The organism is Altererythrobacter sp., assembly GCF_050299635.1.
In the GTDB taxonomy this organism is placed as follows: Bacteria; Pseudomonadota; Alphaproteobacteria; order Sphingomonadales; family Sphingomonadaceae; genus Erythrobacter.
This window is the reverse complement of the sequence record NZ_JBNKWF010000010.1, coordinates 75,530-96,581: the sequence shown is the minus strand read 5'-3', so window position 1 is coordinate 96,581 and position 21,052 is coordinate 75,530. Positions and strand designations below refer to the sequence as shown.

The 21,052-nt window shown below is 62.0% G+C and carries 19 protein-coding genes; 13 read left to right on the top strand and 6 right to left on the bottom strand.

Translation table 11 applies throughout. The annotated features are described in order from the left end of the window. Positions 1-7: 7 nt before the first annotated feature. The 4 genes from ACQY6C_RS07490 to ACQY6C_RS07475 form a co-directional block, all read right to left on the bottom strand. Positions 8-1,174 carry an indoleamine 2,3-dioxygenase gene (locus tag ACQY6C_RS07490; protein ID WP_427966956.1) on the bottom strand — a complete coding sequence of 389 codons (1,167 nt, stop codon included), beginning with the start codon at positions 1,172-1,174 and terminating at the stop codon, positions 8-10. A gap of 109 nt (positions 1,175-1,283) precedes the next feature. Further along, positions 1,284-1,778 carry a GNAT family N-acetyltransferase gene (locus tag ACQY6C_RS07485; protein WP_427966953.1) on the bottom strand — a complete coding sequence of 165 codons (495 nt, stop codon included), beginning with the start codon at positions 1,776-1,778 and terminating at the stop codon, positions 1,284-1,286. Continuing rightward, the gene (locus tag ACQY6C_RS07480; protein ID WP_427966951.1) at positions 1,775-2,248 is read right to left on the bottom strand and encodes a vgr related protein; all 474 of its coding nucleotides are present in this window, start codon (positions 2,246-2,248) and stop codon (positions 1,775-1,777) included. Before ACQY6C_RS07480 ends, ACQY6C_RS07485 begins: the two co-directional genes overlap by 4 nt. 50 nt (positions 2,249-2,298) lie before the next feature. Further along, entirely contained in the window at positions 2,299-2,781 is a 483-nt protein-coding gene (locus tag ACQY6C_RS07475) for a copper chaperone PCu(A)C (RefSeq protein WP_427966948.1), read from the bottom strand. A gap of 167 nt (positions 2,782-2,948) precedes the next feature. On the opposite strand from ACQY6C_RS07475, the gene dnaK reads away from it, so the two are divergent. Next, a complete protein-coding gene (dnaK, locus tag ACQY6C_RS07470) occupies positions 2,949-4,880 on the top strand; it encodes a molecular chaperone DnaK (RefSeq protein WP_427966945.1) in 1,932 nt (643 codons plus the stop codon). A gap of 73 nt (positions 4,881-4,953) precedes the next feature. Beyond that, positions 4,954-6,093, top strand: a complete 1,140-nt coding sequence (gene dnaJ / locus ACQY6C_RS07465) for a molecular chaperone DnaJ (RefSeq protein WP_427966942.1) — start codon at positions 4,954-4,956, stop codon at positions 6,091-6,093. 5 nt (positions 6,094-6,098) lie between these two features. On the opposite strand, the gene ACQY6C_RS07460 is transcribed toward dnaJ, so the two are convergent. Next, positions 6,099-8,477 carry a patatin-like protein gene (locus tag ACQY6C_RS07460; RefSeq protein WP_427966939.1) on the bottom strand — a complete coding sequence of 793 codons (2,379 nt, stop codon included), beginning with the start codon at positions 8,475-8,477 and terminating at the stop codon, positions 6,099-6,101. Positions 8,478-8,548: 71 nt separating this feature from the next. Here ACQY6C_RS07460 and radA point away from each other — a divergent pair, with 71 nt between their 5' ends. The 8 genes from radA (at position 8,549) to rnr (ending at position 18,170) form a co-directional block, all read left to right on the top strand. Further along, positions 8,549-9,916 carry a DNA repair protein RadA gene (gene radA, locus ACQY6C_RS07455; protein WP_427966937.1) on the top strand — a complete coding sequence of 456 codons (1,368 nt, stop codon included), beginning with the start codon at positions 8,549-8,551 and terminating at the stop codon, positions 9,914-9,916. Between the two features lie 12 nt (positions 9,917-9,928). Beyond that, complete coding sequence (locus ACQY6C_RS07450) at positions 9,929-10,450, top strand: CvpA family protein (protein ID WP_427966935.1); 522 nt, start codon at positions 9,929-9,931, stop codon at positions 10,448-10,450. Next, positions 10,447-10,887, top strand: a complete 441-nt coding sequence (locus ACQY6C_RS07445; protein WP_427966933.1) for an iron-sulfur cluster assembly scaffold protein — start codon at positions 10,447-10,449, stop codon at positions 10,885-10,887. The genes ACQY6C_RS07450 and ACQY6C_RS07445 overlap by 4 nt, the downstream gene beginning before the upstream one ends. Positions 10,888-10,923: 36 nt before the next feature. After that, positions 10,924-12,588 (top strand): MFS transporter, encoded by a 1,665-nt coding sequence (locus tag ACQY6C_RS07440; RefSeq protein ID WP_427966930.1) that lies wholly within the window; start codon positions 10,924-10,926, stop codon positions 12,586-12,588. 3 nt (positions 12,589-12,591) lie between these two features. Beyond that, positions 12,592-13,635, top strand: a complete 1,044-nt coding sequence (gene alr, locus ACQY6C_RS07435) for an alanine racemase (RefSeq protein WP_427966927.1) — start codon at positions 12,592-12,594, stop codon at positions 13,633-13,635. Positions 13,636-13,716: 81 nt separating this feature from the next. Continuing rightward, the gene (phaR, locus tag ACQY6C_RS07430; RefSeq protein ID WP_427966926.1) at positions 13,717-14,274 is read left to right on the top strand and encodes a polyhydroxyalkanoate synthesis repressor PhaR; all 558 of its coding nucleotides are present in this window, start codon (positions 13,717-13,719) and stop codon (positions 14,272-14,274) included. Positions 14,275-14,341: 67 nt separating this feature from the next. After that, positions 14,342-15,886 (top strand): proline--tRNA ligase, encoded by a 1,545-nt coding sequence (gene proS, locus ACQY6C_RS07425; protein ID WP_427966923.1) that lies wholly within the window; start codon positions 14,342-14,344, stop codon positions 15,884-15,886. Between the two features lies 1 nt (position 15,887). Further along, positions 15,888-18,170, top strand: a complete 2,283-nt coding sequence (rnr, locus tag ACQY6C_RS07420) for a ribonuclease R (RefSeq protein ID WP_427966920.1) — start codon at positions 15,888-15,890, stop codon at positions 18,168-18,170. A 21-nt stretch (positions 18,171-18,191) separates the two neighbouring features. Here rnr and ACQY6C_RS07415 read toward each other — a convergent pair whose 3' ends face one another. Then, positions 18,192-18,638 (bottom strand): universal stress protein, encoded by a 447-nt coding sequence (locus ACQY6C_RS07415; RefSeq protein WP_427966917.1) that lies wholly within the window; start codon positions 18,636-18,638, stop codon positions 18,192-18,194. Between the two features lie 132 nt (positions 18,639-18,770). Between ACQY6C_RS07415 and ACQY6C_RS07410 the strand changes: the two genes are divergently transcribed. From ACQY6C_RS07410 to ACQY6C_RS07400, 3 genes are all read left to right on the top strand, one after another. Further along, positions 18,771-20,060, top strand: a complete 1,290-nt coding sequence (locus ACQY6C_RS07410; RefSeq protein WP_427966915.1) for a pyruvate dehydrogenase complex dihydrolipoamide acetyltransferase — start codon at positions 18,771-18,773, stop codon at positions 20,058-20,060. A gap of 122 nt (positions 20,061-20,182) precedes the next feature. Further along, on the top strand, positions 20,183-20,545 hold the full coding sequence (locus tag ACQY6C_RS07405) for an endonuclease domain-containing protein (protein ID WP_427966993.1): 363 nt from the start codon (positions 20,183-20,185) through the stop codon (positions 20,543-20,545). Further along, positions 20,546-20,932 carry an acyl-CoA thioesterase gene (locus ACQY6C_RS07400; RefSeq protein WP_427966912.1) on the top strand — a complete coding sequence of 129 codons (387 nt, stop codon included), beginning with the start codon at positions 20,546-20,548 and terminating at the stop codon, positions 20,930-20,932. The last annotated feature ends 120 nt before the right edge of the window (positions 20,933-21,052 follow it).

The window sequence follows — 21,052 nt, the reverse complement described above, 5'->3', positions numbered from 1 at the left end:
CGATTGTTCAGGAAACAACTTGGTCGCGGTTCTCGTCGCGATGCTTCTTGAGATATTTCATGAAGGGCGTGCCGCCGGTCCCGACATCGGGATCGTTGCCAGCTCCGGTCGCCATCTGCTTGTTGATATAGCTCGCCGCATATTCAAGGTGCCGTGTGCGGAAGCGCGCAGACTGCTGCAGGCAGGCATTGAAGGCTTCCTTGAGGCTTGATGAGGCAGAGTGTTCGACGAAACTGCGCAAGCTCGATTGCGCCGCCAGATCTTCGATGAATCTGCGGTGCTGGACCGGGCGATAATGATGCAGCTCGTCGAGGAAGCTCTTGAGCGGATCGTCGCTATGTCCGACCTGGAATAGCGCGTCCATTGCGGGGACGATGGAGGATTGCGATCCGGTCTGCCCGCGGAAGGCCTTCGGCTTGCCGGCGAACTTCTCGACACCTTCGTAAACCAGCCCGCCCGCCGGGAACGCCGGATTGTTGGCCCAGCCGTGGATATAGGGGCGGACGCGCTGGAAGTAGATATAGGGATCGCAGCGCTCGGGCATGCGCGCGAAATGGCCGTAGATCCGTTCCCAGGCCTGATCCATTTCGACCAGCAGGCGCTCGGCCTCGGCCTCGTCGCCCTGCTGCGCCACCGTCACCAGCCTTGCGGCATTGTCGAGCAATACGCCCGCTTCGGCTTCGATCGCGACATGGATCAGGACGAACCAGTTTTCGTCCGTGCCGCCGAGGAAGTTCTGGTGCATCACCACATTGTCGAGCGCGATCGGGCCGCCCTTGTCGAGCCGGTACCAATTGTCGAGCACATAGCCGGAGTAAGGCAGCAGCGGTGCCTGTCCCAAGCGGTCCGCAAGCGCCACGATCGGGCGCGCGAGATTGGCAGGGAGGTGGGCCGGTGCATCGGGTTCGCCCCAGACATAGGCCTGCACCAGGAATGAATAATGCACCATTGCGGTGCGGACTTCTTGCTCAGGAGCTTCGCGGGCCCATTCCTCTAACTGCGGATCCGGCAGGGCGTCGAGCCAGTGGCGAACCCGCCCGGTGGTCAGTAGGCCGGAAAGCGTTTCGGCGGCCTCGATAATGGGCGCAAACCTGCCATCCAGCGTTATTTCGTCGATTTCGTATTGCGAAAGGAAGCCGCGCTCGCGCGACAGTCCGTAGTCCTTGATCTCCATTTGAGTGACTCTGCGCCGGGCGCGGGTTTGGCCGCCCGGACTGCCGTTTGGTATCAATTGAAACTGAATTGCTCAAGCCGCTGCGGTGGAAATCCTTCGCAGGCGCGGGTCAAAGGTGCAGAACCATCTGTAAATTGCAGCGGTCATAGGGTGTCTGCCAGAGTTCGGAATCGTCAAGTTGCCGGAAGCCGAACTTTTCATACAGCGCCGTTGCTGCCGCGAGCGTGGAATTGGTTTCCAGCCAGACCGCGTTTGCATCTCGTTCGCGGGCGAAATCGATCAATTGTTGCAGGATTGCGGTGCCCACGCCGCTCCTCTGCGCGGCAAGATCGGTCGTCATCTTGACCACTTCCATCCAGCGATTGCCGTCATCGGGCGCATGGGTGGCTGGCAGGATGGCACCTGTCCCGATCACCCAGCCATCGAGGTCGGCCATGGCGATGAAGCCTCCCTTGTCGAGGATGGTCGTCTGGGGCTCTTCGAGTTGCTGCCGGTCCTTCTCTTCCAGCGCGAACAGCTCCTCGATCCAGCGCCGGTTGAGCGCGGCGAATGCCGGCCCGTCAGACGGGCGAAATGGCCGGACTGTCCAGTTCTTCAGCGTCATCCCGTTGCTCCCGGGAAATTGACTAGCAGATCATAGGCCCGCAAGTCACCTGCGCCGGGAATTCGCATGCCCCTGCGCAGCCAGAATGCGTGTTTCACGATCTCGGCCTGCTGTTCGATCCCGTAGCGGGTCAGCGGCCATCCTGGCTTGAGCGTATAGTCATAGCGACGCGAGAAGGCGCCAACAAGCGGCAGGTACCACCAGCCGCGCGTCTGAGCCTGCCACACATGCACCAGCTCGTGAATGAGCAAGCCCTGGCGGTGCAAATCCTGCGTCGAAAAGTCGTCGCAATAGGCATTGCCAGATGGATGGAAATACAAATGGCCGGTGGGGGCCATCGTGACCTTGCGCGGCTGGAACGGGAACCATTTGCGCCGCCTGATACGCACTTCGGCATAATCGATTGCGACGCCAAAGATCGTGCGCGCAAGCGCAATCTCTCCAGGGGTGAGCGGCCGCTCTCCGCCCACCTGGCATGGCTGAGCGGCCGTATCGAATGTCAGTTCAGCGAGATCGCCCGTCAGCGGTCTTCCCCGGCGGCCCGAACTTCGGCCGGGAAGCTGTAGGTGCCGCCGCCAGAAACGGTCAGCGTAACCTCAGTGGTCGATCCAGGCTCGATTTCAGGAGAAACGTCGAACGCCATGACATGCTTGCCGCCCGGTTCGAAGGAGAGCTTGTCGCCCTTCTTGATGCCGATCGGCAGCGCTTCCATCATCTGCGTTTCGTAATTGTACTCGCCGTAATCGTGCAGCATCGCGCTTTTCGCGTCGGCGACTTGAGCCTTGCGGATCGTCAAGCCGCGGTCGCCATCATAGGCCAGGTCGAAATAGACCGCGGCCGGATTGCCCTTCACCGGGTTGAGAACCATGCGTGCATTGGTCACGCTCAAGCCTGGAACGCTGGCCGGTTCGGCCTGCTCCGCCTGCTCCGTGCCGCCGCCACATGCGGCCAGCCCAAAACTGGAAGCGAACACCATGGCTGCCGCTATGTGTTTCAGTTTCATATCCAATTCTCCCCCAACGAAACTGATTGAAAACTAGTGCGGCAGGTCCCTTGTGCCAAGCAAAACCGCACCTATATCGCACGAGTAATCGAGCTGCCGACAGGTTCTGCCTTGTTTGGGGAACCAAAGATGCGGCGTCCAACTATTTGAGAAGGAATGGGGAATCCATGGCCAAAGTAATCGGTATCGACCTCGGCACCACCAATTCGTGCGTTGCCGTGATGGATGGGGGCAAGCCCAAGGTTATCGAGAATTCGGAAGGTGCGCGTACGACGCCTTCGATCGTCGCCTTCACCAAGGACGGTGAGCGGCTGATCGGCCAGCCGGCCAAGCGCCAGGCGGTCACCAACCCGGACAACACGCTGTTCGCGATCAAGCGCCTGATCGGGCGCCGTTTTGATGATCCCATGACCAAGAAGGACATGGACCTCGTCCCCTACGATATCGTCAAGGGCAAGAATGGCGATGCCTGGGTCGAAGCAGGTGGCGAAGACTACTCGCCCAGCCAGGTTTCCGCCTTCATCCTGCAGAAGATGAAGGAAACCGCCGAGAGCTATCTTGGCGAAGACGTGAAGCAGGCCGTCATCACCGTTCCTGCCTACTTCAACGACGCGCAGCGCCAGGCGACCAAGGATGCCGGCCAGATCGCGGGCCTTGAAGTGCTGCGCATCATCAACGAGCCGACCGCTGCGGCGCTCGCCTATGGTCTCGACAAGGACGATGGCAAGACCATCGCCGTTTATGACCTTGGTGGCGGTACCTTCGACATCTCGATCCTCGAGATTGGCGATGGCGTGTTCGAAGTGAAGTCGACCAATGGCGACACCTTCCTGGGCGGTGAAGACTTCGACAGTGCGATCGTCGAATATCTTGCCGACCAGTTCGAGAAGAAAGAGAACATGGACCTGCGCAAGGACAAGCTTGCGCTCCAGCGTCTCAAGGAAGCTGCCGAAAAGGCCAAAATCGAGCTTTCCAGCAGCCAGACCACCGAAGTGAACCTGCCCTTCATTACCGCGCGTATGGAAGGCGGCAGCTCCACTCCGCTGCACCTGGTCGAAAACATCAGCCGCGCTGACCTCGAGAAGCTGGTCGGCAATCTGATCCAGCGCACGCTCGATCCCTGCAAGAAGGCGCTGGCCGACGCCGGCGTTTCGAAGGACGGGATCGACGAAGTGATCCTGGTTGGCGGCATGACCCGTATGCCCAAGGTGCGCGAAGTGGTCGAAGGCTTCTTCGGTTCCAAACCGCATACCGGCGTGAACCCCGATGAAGTCGTGGCCATGGGCGCTGCGATCCAGGCCGGCGTGCTGCAGGGCGACGTCAAGGACGTGCTCCTGCTCGACGTCACTCCGCTGTCGCTCGGCATCGAGACTTTGGGCGGTGTCTTCACCCGCATGATCGATCGCAACACGACGATCCCGACCAAGAAGACGCAGACCTATTCGACTGCCGAGGACAACCAGAATGCGGTGACTATCCGCGTGTTCCAGGGCGAGCGCGAAATGGCGGCGGACAACAAGCTGCTCGGCCAGTTCGACCTGGTCGGCATCCCGGCTGCTCCGCGCGGCGTGCCGCAGATCGAAGTCACCTTCGACATCGACGCCAATGGCATCGTGCACGTGACCGCGAAGGACAAGGGTACCGGCAAGGAACAGCAGATCAAGATCCAGGCCTCTGGCGGTCTCTCGGAAACGGATATCGACCAGATGGTCCAGGATGCCGAGAAGTTCGCCGAAGAGGACAAGAAGCGGCGTGAGTCTGCAGAAGCGCGCAATCAGGCCGACAGCCTGGTCCACGCGACCGAAAAACAGCTCGAAGAGCATGGCGACAAGGTCGATGCGGACACCAAGTCCGCCGTCGAAGCGGCATTGGCAGAGGCCAAGACCGCGCTCGAAGGCGAAGATGTCGACGCGATCAATTCCAAGGCTCAGGCGCTGACCGAAGCGGCCATGAAGATGGGCCAGCAGATCTACGAAAAGGAACAGGCCGCTGCTGCCGCCTCCGGTGATGCAGGCGATGCCGACGCCTCAGCGGGCTCGGACGACGAGGAAGTCGTCGACGCCGAGTTCTCCGAGGTCGACGAAGACAACAAGGGCTGATGTCCTGATGAAAAACCTGACCGCCACCAGTGCATTTGCTGCTGGTGGCGGTTAGTGTTCAGGCGGGGTCATTATGTCTGCAGCTGAAATAGATTATTACCAATTGCTCGACGTCGCACGCGATGCCGATGGGGCGACGATCAAGAGCGCCTATCGCAAGCTGGCGATGAAGCATCATCCTGACCGCAATCAGGGGTGCAAGGACAACGAAGCCAAGTTCAAGGCGATCAGCGAGGCCTATGATTGCCTCAAGGATCCACAAAAGCGTGCAGCCTATGATCGCTTTGGCCATGATGCCTTCAAGCAAGGCATGGGGAATGGCGGCGGCTTCGGCGGCGGCCACGCAGGCGGCGACTTCGGTGATATCGGCGATATTTTCGAGACCATCTTCGGCCAGGCCTTCGGTGGCGGGGCAGGCGGGCGGCAACAGCCACGCCGCGGCGCCGATCTGCGCTACGACATGGAAGTGACGCTCGACGAAGCGTTCCATGGCAAGGCGGCGGAAATCGAGATCGAAGTCTCGCGGCCATGCGAGACATGCGACGGCTCAGGAGCAACTCCGGGCACCGGCGAGCGCGATTGCAATCTGTGTGGCGGCCACGGCAAGGTCCGCGCCAAGCAGGGCTTCTTCGTGGTTGAGCGGCCATGCCCCACCTGCCACGGCAGGGGTGTGGTGATCGAGGACCCTTGCAGCGAATGCCGCGGCGAAGGTCGGGTCGACAAGCCGCAGACGCTTGAGGTCGAGATTCCTTCGGGTGTCGATACCGGCACGCGCATCCGATTGTCGGGCAAGGGCGAAGCAGGCCCCCGTGGCGCCCCCTCGGGCGATCTCTACATCTTCGTCCATGTGCGGCCTCACGCGGTGTTCCAGCGCGAAGGAACCACGCTGGCGACGCGCATCCCGGTCAGCTTCACCACGGCCGCGCTTGGCGGTTGCGTGGAGATTCCCGACCTGGGGGGTGAGACCAACACGGTCGAGATTCCCGCAGGCATCCAGTCAGGCAAGCAATTGCGCGTGCGCGGCGCCGGTATGCCGGTGCTGCAAGGGCGCGGGCGTGGCGATCTGGTGGTGGAAATCGCGGTCGAAACCCCGACGAAGCTCTCCAAGAAGCAGAAGGAAATCCTGCAGGAGTTCCGCGAGACGGAGACCGGCGAGGAATGCCCCGAAAGCCGTGGCTTCTTTGACAAGCTCAAGGACGCTTTCGGAGGCTAGGCGATTCAGCCGCTTTCGGCGGTGTTTTCCTGCACTGGTGCCGGAGCTGTCTGGCTCGGTAGCCGTTCCTCGACCTCTGCGCGGATTTGATCGAGCAGGCGGGTTCGGCACCGCCCTGCTTCTGTCTCTTCGTCGAGGATTGCCAGGAATGCTTCGCGCTTGAACCGGCGGCATTCGCCTTCGGGCACTTCATCGTCGAGGGTGGAACAGACCAGATCGATCATTCGTTCTGCGCCGTGCAGCCTGCCCCACAGATAGTCGTTCTCTCTATAGGCGCGGCTGAAGAAAGCGCCGAAATTGTAGAACTCGGTCCCGCGCAGGGTTGCGGCCGCGCCGCCTTCGCGGATCGAGCGCGCATCGTCGGGCGAAATGCGATCGACCTTGATCGGATTGTATTCCGTCAGCCCCTCGTTCCGCAGCAAGGCAAATGTTGCGACATCGTAGAACGGAAAGCCGAGATAGGTGAGCAGCACTCGCCGCCTCAGCTCCTTCGGCATCTTCTCGAGCGCTTCGGCCAGCATTTGCTCAGCCTGCTGATCCGTCTCGGGAAGCAGGCGGGTTCTGGCGAGGTGATCGAGCACCGCGCCCGGATCACCCATCACATTGGCCGCAAGCTCTTGAAAGTCGCCTTGCAGCGACTGCTTGTTCTCGCGCCCGAAGTAGACCGCGAGGATTTCGTAAACCGCATCGCGCGCGATATCGAGCGCTTCGTCGGAAAAATTGGGATGCTCCTCCCAATCGCGGGCCAGCCTTCTTGCGAGCAACCGAAGCCGCCGCAGCCTGAAGCCGGTGTCATGCGCGCGGAAGAATGCGATCGCCTGATCGTTTGCGCCGCCTGAAGGAGAAGAAAGCGCGGTCAGGCCGCGGCGCTCCAGCTCCTGTCGCAGCACTTCTTCGATCGGCTGGCTATCGGGAAAGCCGAGCTGCGGAGCGGCGTTGAATACCAACCGCGCGAGATGTTCGATGATCGCCGTATATTTGGCCTGGGCATAGGCCTGGAAGGCATAGCCGGCCCGCTCGGCAGCCGCCTGCTGGGCCTTGGCGCGCCAGCTGTGCAAACGCTTGGGCGTCGGTTTGTCGAGGAAGAAGGTCATGCCGAACAGCTTTTCGACCGCGGCATCGATATCGGGGCGCATCCCGGACACCATGCGTTGCAACCGCTCGGCATCGCGCGTCTGCTGCTCCAGCACTTCCAGATTGTCTCGGATCGGTTGTTCGCGCGGAATGATCGAGACCGATCCGAAGATTGCCTCGAAAAAGCCGACCGGCCGCTCGATATCCTCGCGCCTGGCGCCGAATCGGTCCGGTCGGGGGTCGATATAGACGAAGCGGCGGTCAACCTCGCGCTGGGCCGGCTTGTCCTGCAAGGCGTCGATCGCCCCTTCAAAGGGAGCATTGACCAGCACGGACCCGTCGATCAGCGAAACGTGGTCGGTCTGCCCTGAGCGAAAATGCACCGGCATGATCCGCTGCAGAAACTGCCCGCGGCCTTCCCACAGGTGATCGCGCCGCTCGGCCAGCCGATCGATCTCCTCCAGTCGCAGCGGCGGGAAAGCGCCGGGGAAGCTGGCGGTCGCGCGCGCTGCCAGCGTCAGCTCGAGCCGGTCGGCCAGGTCGCTTCCCGAATAGTCGGGCGTGCGGCTGCAAAAGCTGATCGGCATGCGGTGCTCGCTATCCTCGACCAGCGGAGGGCTGTTGAGCCGCAACAGCTCCAGATAGCCGCGGAAATCCGTCGCGGTAACGAACAGGTCGATCGGATGATGCGGCGGCAAGAGAGGCCCGCCGGTTTTGCCGGCCCGCATCGCTTCGAAGGCGTCGTAGATCATGGTCGAGAATCCGTCGCCCGAGAACGGCGGCTGGAACCAGCGCCCGCGAATGAAGTGGGAGACCTTGCGCCGCACCTCTGACCGCGTAGCAGGCGCGACGCTCTCGCTCACGACATTGCCGGGCCGCCGCAACAGCCATTCGGCGATGGGTTGGGCCCAGAACTTGGCGAAGCGCCACACCGGCCGCGCGTCGGGTGCAACCAGCCGGTCCACATCGGCTTTCTCAAGCCACAGATCGGTCAGCGGATCGAGCGAATCCCCGGAATGGATCGCCTGCGCCAGAAAGACGGCATTGATCCCGCCCGCGCTGGCGCCGCTCAGGATGTCCGGAAGAATTCGGACGCGCAGGTTGCTGCGCTGCTCGATCCGCTCGATCAGGCGCAAATAGACGGCTTCGACACCGCTATGTGCCCCTAGGCCCTTCTCTGTATCGGGTTCATGGAAGCTTCGGCTGGCCCGCGCCAGGTGCCAGATTTCTTTCGTGACGCCATGCATATAGACGGCGAGGCTGACGCCGCCATAGCACACGAGTGCAATCCTGAGCTCCTTTTGGCGCATGGATCACTGATGCAGCGAATTAACGCCAAAGGCAATTGCGTTCTATTTATGTTCCTACTATTGAGCGGCATATGGCGAAGACCAAGAAACGCTATGTCTGCCAGGCTTGCGGCAGCGTCACCCACCGTTGGCAGGGGCAGTGCCCCGATTGTGCCGAGTGGAACACTATGGTGGAGGATGCTCCGGCGACGGTGTTCTCGCAGAAGCATGATTTGTCGAGCGGGGGCAGGGCGGTCGAGTTCGTCGCGCTGAACCAGCCGGCGGAGCTGCCGAAACGGCGCGGCACGGGGCTGGACGAATTCGATCGCGCCCTTGGCGGCGGTCTGGTGCCGGGTTCTGCCGTGCTGATGGGCGGCGATCCGGGCATCGGCAAATCGACCTTGCTGCTGCAAACGGCGGCCACCATTGCGCGCGCCGGCGGCGATGTCGTCTATGTCAGCGGCGAAGAGGCGGCAGGGCAGGTCCGGATGCGCGCGGCAAGGCTGGGGCTGGCCGATGCGCCGATCCGGCTGGCGTCCGAAACATCGGTCCGCAATATTCTCACCACGCTCGGCGGGATGCAGCCGCCCAGCCTGCTGGTGATCGATTCGATCCAGACGATGCATTCGGACACGATCGAGGGCGCGCCCGGCACGGTCAGCCAGGTGCGCGGCTGTGCTTTCGAACTGATCCGCTATGCCAAGGAGAACGGCGTCGCGCTGGTACTGGTCGGCCATGTGACCAAGGACGGGACTATCGCCGGGCCCCGCGTGCTCGAGCATATGGTTGATGTGGTCATGAGCTTCGAGGGGGAGCGCAGCCATCAGTACCGCATCCTTCGCGCGCTCAAGAACCGCTTTGGCGCAGTGGACGAGATTGGCGTTTTCGCCATGGCCAATGAAGGGCTGGAGCAGGTCAGCAACCCTTCCATGCTGTTCCTTTCCGGGCGCGAGCAGCCGCTGGCGGGCAGCGCTGTGTTCCCAGCGCTGGAAGGCACTCGGCCTGTGCTGGTCGAGATTCAGGCGCTGATCGTGCGGCTGCAATCGGGCGCGACACCGCGCCGTGCGGTGGTCGGATGGGACAGCAGCAGGCTGGCGATGCTTCTGGCGGTGCTGGAATCGCGCTGCGGGCTCAATTTCAGTTCGGCGGAGGTCTATCTCAACATTGCGGGCGGTTATCGCCTGTCCGATCCGGCGGCGGACCTGGCGGTCGCTGCGGCTCTGGTTTCGGCACTGGCAGACACGCCCCTGCCGCGCGACAGCGCATGGTTCGGGGAAGTCTCGCTTGCCGGGGAAGTGCGGCCGGTTGCACATGCGGGATTGCGCCTGCGCGAGGCCGCGAAACTGGGCTTTGCCAAGGGGTATGGGCCGTCAGATGCCAAGCCCGGCTCGGCCAAGCTCGAATATTTTGGACTCGGTCAACTCAGCAATCTCGTTGACCGGGTGATGACGAAGGAATAACGGCCTTTGTCCATGACAGTGTTTGATATCATCGTCTTAGCGATTGTCGGTATTGCGGCGGTTGGCGGCTTTATGCGCGGGCTGGTGCAGGAAGTACTCTCGGTCGCTGCCTGGATACTGGCGGCCTTCGCGATTTATTACTTGCATGCGCCGCTGACAGAGGCGTTGGAGGACTATCTCAAGACTGAACCGACGACCTCGATTCTGGCCTTCGCACTCCTGCTGCTCATTCCTTATGCGGCAATGAAGGTGATCGCCAACAATGTGGGCGAGGCGTCGCGCAATTCGATCCTTGGGCCGATCGATCGCGTCCTTGGTTTCGGGTTCGGCGCGCTCAAGGGTGCGCTGATAACAGTCATCGCATTTTCGATCCTTGCGCTCGGATATGATACAGTGTGGGGGGTCAAGGGGCGTCCGGCATGGATTTCCGGTGCGCGAACCTATGATTTTGTCGATGCGAGTTCGCGTGAACTGGTTCAGCGTATTGCCGAGCGGCGCGAGGAACTTCGCAAAGAGGCGGAAGAATTGAAATGAGTGCCGGCCCGGCCGGAAAGCTTTATTCCCCCGAACTGCTGAGCCTGGCGACCGAACTCGCGAGCTATCCGTTGAGTGACGGGCTGACGCTGCGCCAGGAAGAGCGTTCGCGGACTTGCGGTAGCACGATCGTCTTGGGCCTCAGCACTGCAGGTGGCGGCATGGTGGATGCTGTGGGCATGCAAGTCAGTGCCTGCGCTGTAGGCCAGGCTTCGGCGGCGATCATGGCACGTGGGATAGTCGGGTCTGCGCCGCATACAGTCATCGAGACGTATGAGCAGATCCTGCACTGGCTGGCAGGCGAAGGCGCATTGCCGCAATGGCCGGGATTCACGGCGCTGGAGGCTGCACGCGATTATGCCGGGCGGCACGGTGCCTTGCTGCTGCCGTGGAAGGCTGCGGCAGAGGCGCTTTCCAAGGTCACGCCCACCAGCTAGAGATTGGGCGAAGATTAAGGGGAGGTCCGCGCGTCGATGTCAGAACTTGCGAAGCACATGGCGCGGGAGCCGAGCGATCAGGAAATCCGGCTTGTCATCGCCGCAAGTTCGGCGGGCACGGTATTCGAATGGTACGATTTCTTCATTTACGGCACGCTTTTCACGCTGATCGGAGCGGCCTTCTTCCCTAGCGACAACGAAACGCTGCAAATCCTGCTGGTCTGGGCCGGATTTGCGATCGGGTTCGGTTTCAGGCCACTGGGCGCGATCCTGTTTGGCTTCCTGGGCGACAGGCTGGGGCGCAAATATACCTTCCTCGTCACCGTAACGGTGATGGGCATTGCGACAGCGGGTGTCGGGCTCGTACCCAGCGCAGCATCGATCGGGCTTTGGGCACCGGCCATCGTCATCCTGCTGCGCATATTGCAAGGCCTTGCTCTGGGCGGGGAATATGGCGGTGCGGCGATCTATGTTTCCGAACATGCACCGCCCGAGAAGCGCGGATTCTACACCGGCTTTATCCAGGCCAGCGTTGTCGGCGGCTTCGTGCTGTCGATCATCGTGGTGCTGGCGTGCCGTAGCCTGATCCCGGAGGAAGATTTCGCCGAGTGGGGCTGGCGGATACCGTTCCTGCTTTCCGTCGCGTTGCTGGGCATCTCGCTGTGGATGCGCCTGAAGCTGTCTGAAAGCCCGGTGTTCCAGGCAATGAAGGAAGCGGGCGAGACTGCGAAGAACCCCTTCGTCGAGAGCTTCACCTATCCCGGCAACAAGAAGCGCATCTTCGTCGCGCTGTTCGGGGTGACGGGCATCCTCACGACGATCTGGTACAGCGCTTTCTTCTCGAGCCTGTCATTCCTGCAAAAGGACATGCGGGTTGAACCGCTGACGGTGGAACTGCTGCTGCTCGTCGCGGGGCTGATCGCCATGTCCTTCTATGTCGTCGTCGGCAAGTGGTCTGATCGCGTGGGTCGCAAGAAGCCGATCATGATCGGTGCGATCCTGACGCTGGCGTTGTTGTTCCCGTCCTTCTGGGCGATGGGGAGCCTCGCAAATCCCGGTCTGGCGGAAGCGGCAAAGAGCAATCCGGTGGTGGTGAGCGGCCGGCAGTGCTCCACCGATCCCTTTGCCTCGCTGTTCAACCGCGAGCAGAGCGATTGCGGCAAGATCCTCGAAACGCTTACCTCCAGCGGCGTAGCCTACAGCGTCGAACCATCCGACACGCTGGCGCTTTCGGTCGGTGGCAATCAGCTGACGGTTGATCCTGCCTGGATGGATAACGGGGCCTTGCGGCGCGACGCAATCCAGAGCGAATTGAGCGCAGTCGGTTTCGATTTCGCCAGGCACACGCCGCCCTTCGCCAATCTGGTGGGCATCGTCGCTCTCCTGCTGCTGATGGGCCTGCTCTCGGCGCTGACCTATGGCTCGGTTGCTGCGCTGCTTTCGGAGATGTTCCCGCCGCGTATCCGCTACAGCTCGATGTCGATTCCCTACCATATCGGTGCGGGCTATCTCGGCGGGTTCCTGCCGCTGATCGCCGGCGTGATCGTGGCGAGCACAGGCAATATCTATTCGGGCCTGTGGTACACATGGGGCGTGGTTGCGTTCGGCGTACTTGTCGCCTGGTGGGGTATCCCGGATGGCCCACCGCAGGATTTCGAGGATTCGGGCGATGCGCCTCCGGCTTCTCCCGTCACTCCATGAATCATGACCGCTGATCCTCCGCCGCCTGCTTTGCGGCTCAGACTCGATAAGGATGCCTTGGCGAGCAATTGGCGCGCGCTCGATGCGATGTCGGGCGCGGCGCAGGCGGGCGCGGCGGTCAAGGCAGATTGCTATGGTCTGGGGGTCGAGGCCTGCGTCCCGGTCTTGCGCGATGCGGGGGCAGAGCAATTCTTCGTTGCCCATTGGAGCGAAGTCGCGGCGGTGATGCGCCACGTCGCGCCGGATCAGATTTCCGTGCTTCACGGCCCGCTCAAAGCTGAGGATGCAGCCTATGCGCGAGCGACCGGGGTGGTTCCGGTCATCAACTCGCTGCAGCAGGCGAAGCTCTGGCTGGAAAGCGGGGGAGGGCCATGTCACCTGATGGTCGATACCGGGATCAACCGACTGGGCATTTCAGTGAGCGAATGTGGCGATCCGCTCGCCGGCCAGCTTGAAGTCGATATTCTGATGTCGCATCTCGCTTGCGCGGACGAGGATGTGCCCATGAACGCGCAGCAGCTTGCCCGCTTTCATGAGGTCACACCGCAGATCCCGCACAAGAAGCTCAGCATGGCTAACAGCGCGGGTATCGGCCTGGGCACGGACTATGCGTTTGATCTGACGCGCCCGGGGCTCTCGCTCTATGGCGGCATCGCGCGCCCGGAACTGGACGGCACAATCCGGCAGGTCGCTCATCCGGAGGCGGCCATCCTCCAGATCCGCGATCTCCAGCCGGGCGACAGCGTGGGTTACAACGCGACATTCACCGCTGAGCGACGCGTTCGTGCGGGCGTGGTATCCCTCGGTTATGCAGATGGCTTCCTGCGCTGCTGGAATGGGGGCGCATTGGTGCATGCAGGCCAGCAATTGCCACTGCTTGGCAAAGTCTCGATGGACATGATTGTGGTCGACCTGACCGAGTCGCCTGAGCTTAGCGAAGGCGATTGGCTGACCGTACCCTATTGGCTGCCCGATGCTGCGCGGCAAACATCTCTGTCGCAATATGAATTGCTGACCGTTCTTGGGACACGCCTGAAACAGGGTTAGTGCTATGTTGCGCTGCACATTGTGCAGGTGCTAAGTGATCGGAACGCGGCAAATTGTGCGCGGACCACTTCGGGAGCAGGCATGGGCAGGAACAGCACGGCGGGCGACGGGCCGGTTATCGTCAAGAAATACGCCAACCGGCGTCTATATAACACCAGTACCTCTAGCTACATCACACTCGAAGACCTGGCGGCCATGGTCCGGGACGATGTCGAGTTCCAGGTCCTGGATGCGAAGACGGGCGACGACATTACCCACTCGATCCTGACGCAGATCATCATGGACGAAGAGGCCAATGGTGAGCAGATGCTGCCGGTCAATTTCCTGCGGCAGCTTATCAGCATGTATGGCAATTCCATGCAGGCTATGATGCCGTCCTACCTCGAAGCGAGCATGGAGAATTTTCGCGAGAATCAGTCGAAAATTCGTGAGGCATTCGAGAAGGGTATCAGCAACACCCCGCTGGCCAAGATCCATGAAACCAACATGGCGATGATGCGCGCGGCAGCCGATGTCTTCATGCCCGGCACGGCGGCCAAGAAGGCCAAGCCGTCGGAAGAATCGTCAGACGGAGAGATCGCCGCCCTGCGCGAGCAGATGGCCGCGATGCAGAAGAAACTGGACGAATTGGGCAAATAGGCCGAACGGGCACAGCCCGAACCCATAGTAGATTCGCATAGTCCCCAAGAGCAGGAAGCCAATAACCGTGTCTCAGATTCGCCACGCCCTTTCGGTCAAGCGTGAAGACGATTTCGCCGCCTGGTATCAGGAGGTCATTTCCGCCGCCGACATGGCGGAGGATTCGGGCGTACGCGGCTGCATGGTGATCAAGCCGTGGGGCTATGGAATCTGGGAACGCATCCAGCGCTTGATGGATGACCGCATCAAGGCTGCCGGCGTTCAGAATTGCTATTTCCCGATCTTCATCCCGCTCGCCAATTTCGAGCGTGAGGCGGAGCATGTCGAAGGCTTCGCCAAGGAAATGGCGGTCGTCACGCACCACCGCCTGATCTCTGACGGGAAGGGCGGACTGATCCCCGACCCCGAGGCGAAGCTGGAAGAGCCGCTGGTGGTGCGCCCGACTTCCGAAACGATCATTGGCGATGCCATGTCTCGCTGGATCCAGAGCTGGCGCGATCTGCCGCTGCTGACCAACCAGTGGGCCAATGTCGTGCGCTGGGAAATGCGCACCCGCATGTTCCTGCGCACCAGCGAGTTCCTTTGGCAGGAAGGGCACACAGCGCATGAGAGCCGCGAGGACGCACTCGAAGAGACGCATCGCGCGCTCGAGATGTACCGCGCCTGCGTCGAAGATGATCTGGCGCTGCCCGTCGTCTGCGGCGAAAAGCCCGAGAACGAGCGCTTTCCCGGCGCGGTCGAAACCTGGTCGATCGAAGCGATGATGCAGGATGGCAAGGCCTTGCAGGCTGGTACCTCGCATTATCTCGGCACCAATTTTGCTCATGCAGCGGGCATCAAATACCAGGATCGCGAAGGCAAGGAGCAGCTTTGCCACACGACGAGCTGGGGCACTTCCACCCGCATGATTGGCGGCGTCATCATGACGCATGGCGATGACGACGGGCTGCGCGTGCCGCCCCGGATCGCGCCGCATCAGGTCGTGATTCTGCCGATGCTGCGCGACAAGCCCGAAGATGGCGAGGTTCTGGCCTATTGCGAAGAACTGTATCGCCAGCTCGCGGCGCAGACCTCCATGGGTGAACCGCTGCGGGTATTGCTCGACAAGAAGCCCGGCCAGGCCGCTGCAAAGCGCTGGGGCTGGGTCCGCAAGGGCGCGCCGGTGATCCTCGAAGTCGGCCCGCGCGACATGGCCGAAGGCAAGGTGGCGATGATCCGCCGCGACCGGCTGTGGAACATGGACAATGGCAAGGCCAATTTCGCCTTCACGCCGCGCGACGAAGCCGTGGCGGGTATTGGCGAGCTTCTGGCAGATATTCAGCAGTCGCTGTTTGACGAAGCGCGCGCGCGGCGCGACGCCAATATCAAGCGCGGCGTTACCTCTATGGACGAGGTCGCTGCCTTCTATGGCGAGGACGCCAAGAACCCCGGCTGGATCGAAGTGCAGTGGTCCAGGCCCACTGGCGAAGCGCTGGAAAAGGTGGTCGATGCGCTCAAGGAGCACAAGCTCACGATCCGCAATGTGCCGCGCGATTCGGAACCGGCGGAAGGCACCTGCATCTTCACGGGTGCTCCTGCGGTAGAGCGGATCCTGATCGCCAAGGCCTATTGAATTGGCCAAGCGCGCGGCCAAGCAACCTCAAGGGCTACCGACCCGCGAACAGCTATTGGAATTCCTCCAGGGCTCTGACACGCCCGCTGGCAAGCGTGAAATTGCCAAGGCTTTCGGCCTCAAGGGGCAGGAAAAGATCGCCCTCAAACGCTTGCTCAAGGACATGGCAGAGGAAGGGCTGATCGACGGCAAGAAGACCGCCTATCACCGCATGGGCGGCGTGCCGAAAGTGACTGTGCTGCGCGTGGTCGAGATCGAGGATGGCGAAGCGATTGCCGTGCCGGAAAACTGGTCGCCCGATGCGCCCGGCGAGCCTCCGCGTCTGACCATGCGAGAGATGAAGGGGAAGGGTGGCAAGCGCCAGCCAGCCCTGAAGCGCGGCGACCGTGTGCTGTCGCGTACAGAAGAGACCGATCGCGGCTGGATCGCGCATCCGATGAAGAAGCTGCCCGCACGCACCGAAGGGCTGATGGGCGTGGTCGAGCTGGATGGGAGCGGCAAGGCCTGGCTCGCGCCGGTCGACAAGCGGATCCGCAATTCCTCTCCGATTGCCGATCTCGGTCAGGCCGAAGAAGGCCAACTGGTGCTGGCGGAGCGCATTGGCCGTTCCGAACGTTCGGGCGTGAAGGTGATCGAAGTTGTGGGCGATCCGCTCGCACCGCGTAGCTTCAGTCTCATTGCCATCGCCAAACACGGTATCCCGCATGTCTTCCCCGACGAGGTGATCGAGGAAGCCAGGCGCGCGGCTGTTCTGCCGCTCAGCGAGGAGAAGCGCCAGGATCTTCGCGGCCTGCCGATCATCGCGATCGACCCTGCCGATGCGCGCGACCATGATGACGCAATCTGGGCTTCGCCGGACAAGGAAGGCGGCTATGACGCAGTCGTCGCGATTGCAGACGTCAGCTATTACGTCCGCCCCGGAGGCGCGCTCGACCGAGAAGCGAGGAAGCGTGGCAATTCGGTCTATTTCCCTGACCGTGTCGTGCCGATGCTGCCCGAGGTTCTCTCGGCCGATGTCTGCTCGCTGAAGCAGGGCGAGGATCGCGCGGCGATGGTTTGCCACATGCGCATATCGCGCGAAGGCAAGGTCACCCATTGGGATTTCAAGCGCGCAATTGTGCGGATTGAACACAATATCGCCTATGAGGACGCGCAGGCGCAGATGGACGCAGGCACGGCTCCCATGCACCTCAAGCACCTGTGGGATGCGTGGAGGTTGCTAGCGAAGGCCCGTGAGGCGCGCGACCCGCTCGAACTCGAACTGCCCGAGCGGCGCGTCGTGCTGGACGAGCAGGGCCAGATTGCCGAGATCGCGGTGCGCGAACGGCTCGATGCGCATCGCGTGGTCGAGGATTTCATGATCGCGGCCAATGTCGCGGCGGCCAAGGCGCTGGAAGCGAAAACCGCCCCCGTGGTTTACCGCGTGCACGAACCGCCGAGCCGCGAGAAGCTGATCGCTCTGCGCGATTATCTCGCCACGATGGGCCGCAAACTCTCGTTGGGGCAGGTCGTGACGCCCGGCCTGTTCAACCGCATGCTGAAAGACATCACTGACGACGCTGAAAGGGCGCAAGTGATGGAGGCGGTGCTGCGCAGCCAGATGCAAGCCTATTACGGACCTGCCAATGCCGGGCATTTCGGGCTTTCGCTGGGCAGCTACGCGCATTTCACTTCGCCCATCCGCCGCTATTCGGACTTGCTGGTGCATCGCGCGCTGGTCGATGCCTATGGGCTGGAGCAACCGCAGCCCAAGGGTGACGCCAAGCTGCCGGAGAAAACCGGACTGTCCGATCGCGATCGCGACAGCCTGCAGCAGGTCAGCGATGCGATCAGCCAGACCGAACGCCGTGCAATGGAGGCGGAGCGCGACACGATCGATCGATACGTCGCGGCATGGCTGTCAGGCCGGGTTGGAGAGACCTTCGACACACGCATCACCGGCGTACAGGGCTTCGGCTTTTTCGCCACCATCATGGGGCTGGGAGGCGATGGGCTGGTGCCGGTCTCGACGCTGGGGCGCGAGCACTTCCGTTATGAGGAAGCGGCGCAGGCGCTGGTCGGCGAGGATAGCGGCACACGCTATGCTGCGGGCGACCGCCTCAAGCTCAAACTGGCGGAAGCCAATCCACTCACCGGTTCACTCAAATTCGTGCCGGTCGATGCCGATGGCTCGGCGATCGAGCCGCGCGGAAACCGCCAGCCGGCGCGCAAAAAGGGCAAATACATGGCCGGCAGGCGCGGGCGGCCCGGCAACATCCGCCATCAGGGACGGCGCAAACGCTGAAACCTTCGCCGTTGCGGGCCCTCAGACCGGATCCTTGCCCTCTTCATAGTTCTCGGGAACGATATAAAGCGGGCAGGGAAGATTGCCCGCATTGTCCGAGAAATGGGTGACGAGCGGACCGGGATTGTTGCCTTCCGCTGCGCCGAGCACCAGCGCGGCGACGTGGGAGTTCTCTTTCATGAACTCGCTAATCACCTTCGGACCGCTGCCCACCATGACCGATATGGACGGCATGATCCCGCTTTCACTGAACAGGTTACCCGCCGCGCCATGCGCCAGCATTTCCGCCCGGTCGCGCGCCTCCTGCTCGATGGTCGCCTGCACCGCACCGAAGGCGCTGACATTCTGCTGAGGCACCAGTGCGAGCAGATGGACAGCACCGTCCACTGCCGCCGCGCGCCGCGACGCGAAACGAAGCGCGGAGCGCGCTTCCCTCGTTTCGTCCATGATTACCAGGAATGTACGCAAAGTCCCCGCCTCGTTGCATAGAGCCGCGCGATGTATCCGCTGAAATCGTATTCTTCGCAAGAACCTTGCCGCGCGGAGCTGAATCCGCCAGAGGCATTCCGTTACGTCACTCGAAAAGGAATCCTCCCCAAGATGCCGATTGAGATCAAGATGCCTGCACTCTCACCCACCATGGAAGAGGGCACGCTTGCCAGATGGCTCGTCAAGGAAGGCGACACGGTTTCTTCAGGCGACATCATGGCCGAGATCGAAACCGACAAGGCGACGATGGAATTCGAAGCGGTCGACGAAGGCACCATCGCATCGATCATGGTTGGTGAGGGAACCGAGAATGTGAAGGTCGGCACCGTCATCGCCATGCTGGCGGAAGACGGTGAGGATGTGAGCGAGGCGGCGGCAGCGCCTGCACCGGCTCCCGCTTCAGCAGCTGCGCCCGAACCGGTTGCTGCTCCGTCACCAGCACCTTCGCCCGCCGCGGCTCCCGCTCCCGCACCAACGCCCGCCCCGGCGCCGGCCGCATCCGGCGATCGCGTCATCGCATCTCCCCTTGCCAAGCGCATTGCCGAGCAGAAGGGTATCGATCTTGCAGCGGTGAAGGGCAGCGGCCCCAATGGCCGGATCGTGAAGGCCGATGTGGAGGGTGCGCAGCCCGGCGCAGCACCCGCAGCGGCAGCCGCAACTCCTGCACCATCCGCACCACAACCCGTGGCGCAGCTTGGCGGCGATCTCGATGCGCCTTACACCGCCGAAAAGCTCAACAATGTCCGCAAGGTCATTGCACGCCGCCTGACCGAGGCGAAGCAGACCATTCCGCATATCTACCTCACGGTTGACGTGCGGCTCGACGCGCTGCTCAAGCTACGAAGCCAGCTCAATGCTTCGCTCGAACCCGATGGAGTCAAGCTGTCGGTCAACGATCTGCTGATCAAGGCGCTGGCGCGCGCGCTGAACCGCGTGCCCAAGTGCAATGTCAGCTTCCAGGGCGACGAGCTGTTCCAATATAGCCGCGAGGATATCTCGGTCGCGGTCGCCGCGCCTTCGGGCCTGATTACTCCGATTATCCGCGATGCAGGGCGCAAAGGCCTCGCGCAGATCAGCACCGAGATGAAAGAACTTGCTGGCAAGGCACGCGACGGCAAGCTGCAGCCGCATGAATTCCAGGGCGGCACTGCCTCGCTCTCCAACCTCGGCATGTTCGGCACCAAGCAGTTCGATGCAGTGATCAATCCGCCGCAAGCGATGATCCTTGCCGTCGGTGCGGGCGAGCAGCGGCCGCATGTGGTCGATGGCGCGCTATCGGTTGCAACCGTGATGAGCGCCACCGGCAGCTTCGACCACCGCGCGATCGACGGCGCTGACGGTGCACAGCTGATGCAGGCCTTCCAGCAGCTGGTGGAGAACCCGATGGGGCTGGTGGTTTGACCTCTCCAACTCCGACTAGCGAGCAAGCTCGCAAGTCTTCGTATCCTCTCCGGCAAGCGGAGAGGAGTGACGCTTTGAATTCCTCTCCCCCTGCGGGAGAGGAAGGGGCCCGCCGCGTAGCGGTGGGAAGGAGAGGGGGTAAGCGCAACCTTTTGCCCTTGGCAAAGCGAATGCGGCGTGAACCGACTGAAGCTGAACGCAAGCTTTGGTCAATCCTCCGCGCAGGAAGAATGAATAGCGCCAAGTTCAAGCGGCAAGAGCAGATCGGGGACTATATCGTCGATTTCGTTTGCTACGGCGCACGACTGATCGTCGAGGCAGACGGGACGCACCATGCGGAGAGTGACGCGGATAAGGTCCGTGATGCCTGGTTGTGCGAACAGGGATTTCGCATCTTGCGCTTCTGGAACAATGATATCCTGAGTGACATCGAGACTGTCGGCAGCGCGATATTCGCCGAGTTGCAGAGCGAAGGACAGCGTTAGATGCCTGACCGCTCTCCCCAAATTCGCGTTACGGCGATGCCGACCGACCTCAACCCCTATGACGGGATTTTTGGCGGCTGGCTGATGAGCCAGATGGCGCTTGGCGCAGGCTCGCTCGCGAGCCGGGTGGGGCAGGGCCGCGCCAATGTCGTTGCGGCAAGCGATTTTGCCTTCCCCGCCGCAATGGCGCTGGGCGACGAACTCAGCATCTATTGCGAGATTGTGCGTGAAGGGAACACCTCCATCACCATCTCTGCTGAGGGCATTTCGCGCGAGCGAAATGGGGAAGCGACCCAGCTCGTCTGCAAGGGGACCTTCGTTTTCGTCCTCGCCGATGATGAGGGCAACCCACGCCCGGTGCGCGCGGTTGGTGAGGGAGCGACATGAACAATTCCGTTCGCCCTGAGCCTGTCGAAGGGCCGTACTTAACTTTGGGCGGTGCGTTAGGAGAAGAAGAGCGGGGCTTCGACAAGCTCAGCCCGAACGGGAAAGGACTGAGGGGAGAGG

Coding starts and splice junctions, on each gene's coding strand:
- dnaJ (WP_427966942.1), top strand. CDS start 4,954: ATGTCTGCAGCTGAAATAGATTATTACCAATTGCTCGACGTCGCACGC.
- ACQY6C_RS07475 (WP_427966948.1), bottom strand. CDS start 2,781: ATGAAACTGAAACACATAGCGGCAGCCATGGTGTTCGCTTCCAGTTTT.
- dnaK (WP_427966945.1), top strand. CDS start 2,949: ATGGCCAAAGTAATCGGTATCGACCTCGGCACCACCAATTCGTGCGTT.
- phaR (WP_427966926.1), top strand. CDS start 13,717: ATGGGCAGGAACAGCACGGCGGGCGACGGGCCGGTTATCGTCAAGAAA.
- ACQY6C_RS07440 (WP_427966930.1), top strand. CDS start 10,924: ATGTCAGAACTTGCGAAGCACATGGCGCGGGAGCCGAGCGATCAGGAA.
- ACQY6C_RS07460 (WP_427966939.1), bottom strand. CDS start 8,477: ATGCGCCAAAAGGAGCTCAGGATTGCACTCGTGTGCTATGGCGGCGTC.
- ACQY6C_RS07400 (WP_427966912.1), top strand. CDS start 20,546: ATGCCTGACCGCTCTCCCCAAATTCGCGTTACGGCGATGCCGACCGAC.
- alr (WP_427966927.1), top strand. CDS start 12,592: ATGACCGCTGATCCTCCGCCGCCTGCTTTGCGGCTCAGACTCGATAAG.
- ACQY6C_RS07445 (WP_427966933.1), top strand. CDS start 10,447: ATGAGTGCCGGCCCGGCCGGAAAGCTTTATTCCCCCGAACTGCTGAGC.
- radA (WP_427966937.1), top strand. CDS start 8,549: ATGGCGAAGACCAAGAAACGCTATGTCTGCCAGGCTTGCGGCAGCGTC.
- ACQY6C_RS07485 (WP_427966953.1), bottom strand. CDS start 1,778: ATGACGCTGAAGAACTGGACAGTCCGGCCATTTCGCCCGTCTGACGGG.
- ACQY6C_RS07410 (WP_427966915.1), top strand. CDS start 18,771: ATGCCGATTGAGATCAAGATGCCTGCACTCTCACCCACCATGGAAGAG.
- ACQY6C_RS07490 (WP_427966956.1), bottom strand. CDS start 1,174: ATGGAGATCAAGGACTACGGACTGTCGCGCGAGCGCGGCTTCCTTTCG.
- ACQY6C_RS07450 (WP_427966935.1), top strand. CDS start 9,929: ATGACAGTGTTTGATATCATCGTCTTAGCGATTGTCGGTATTGCGGCG.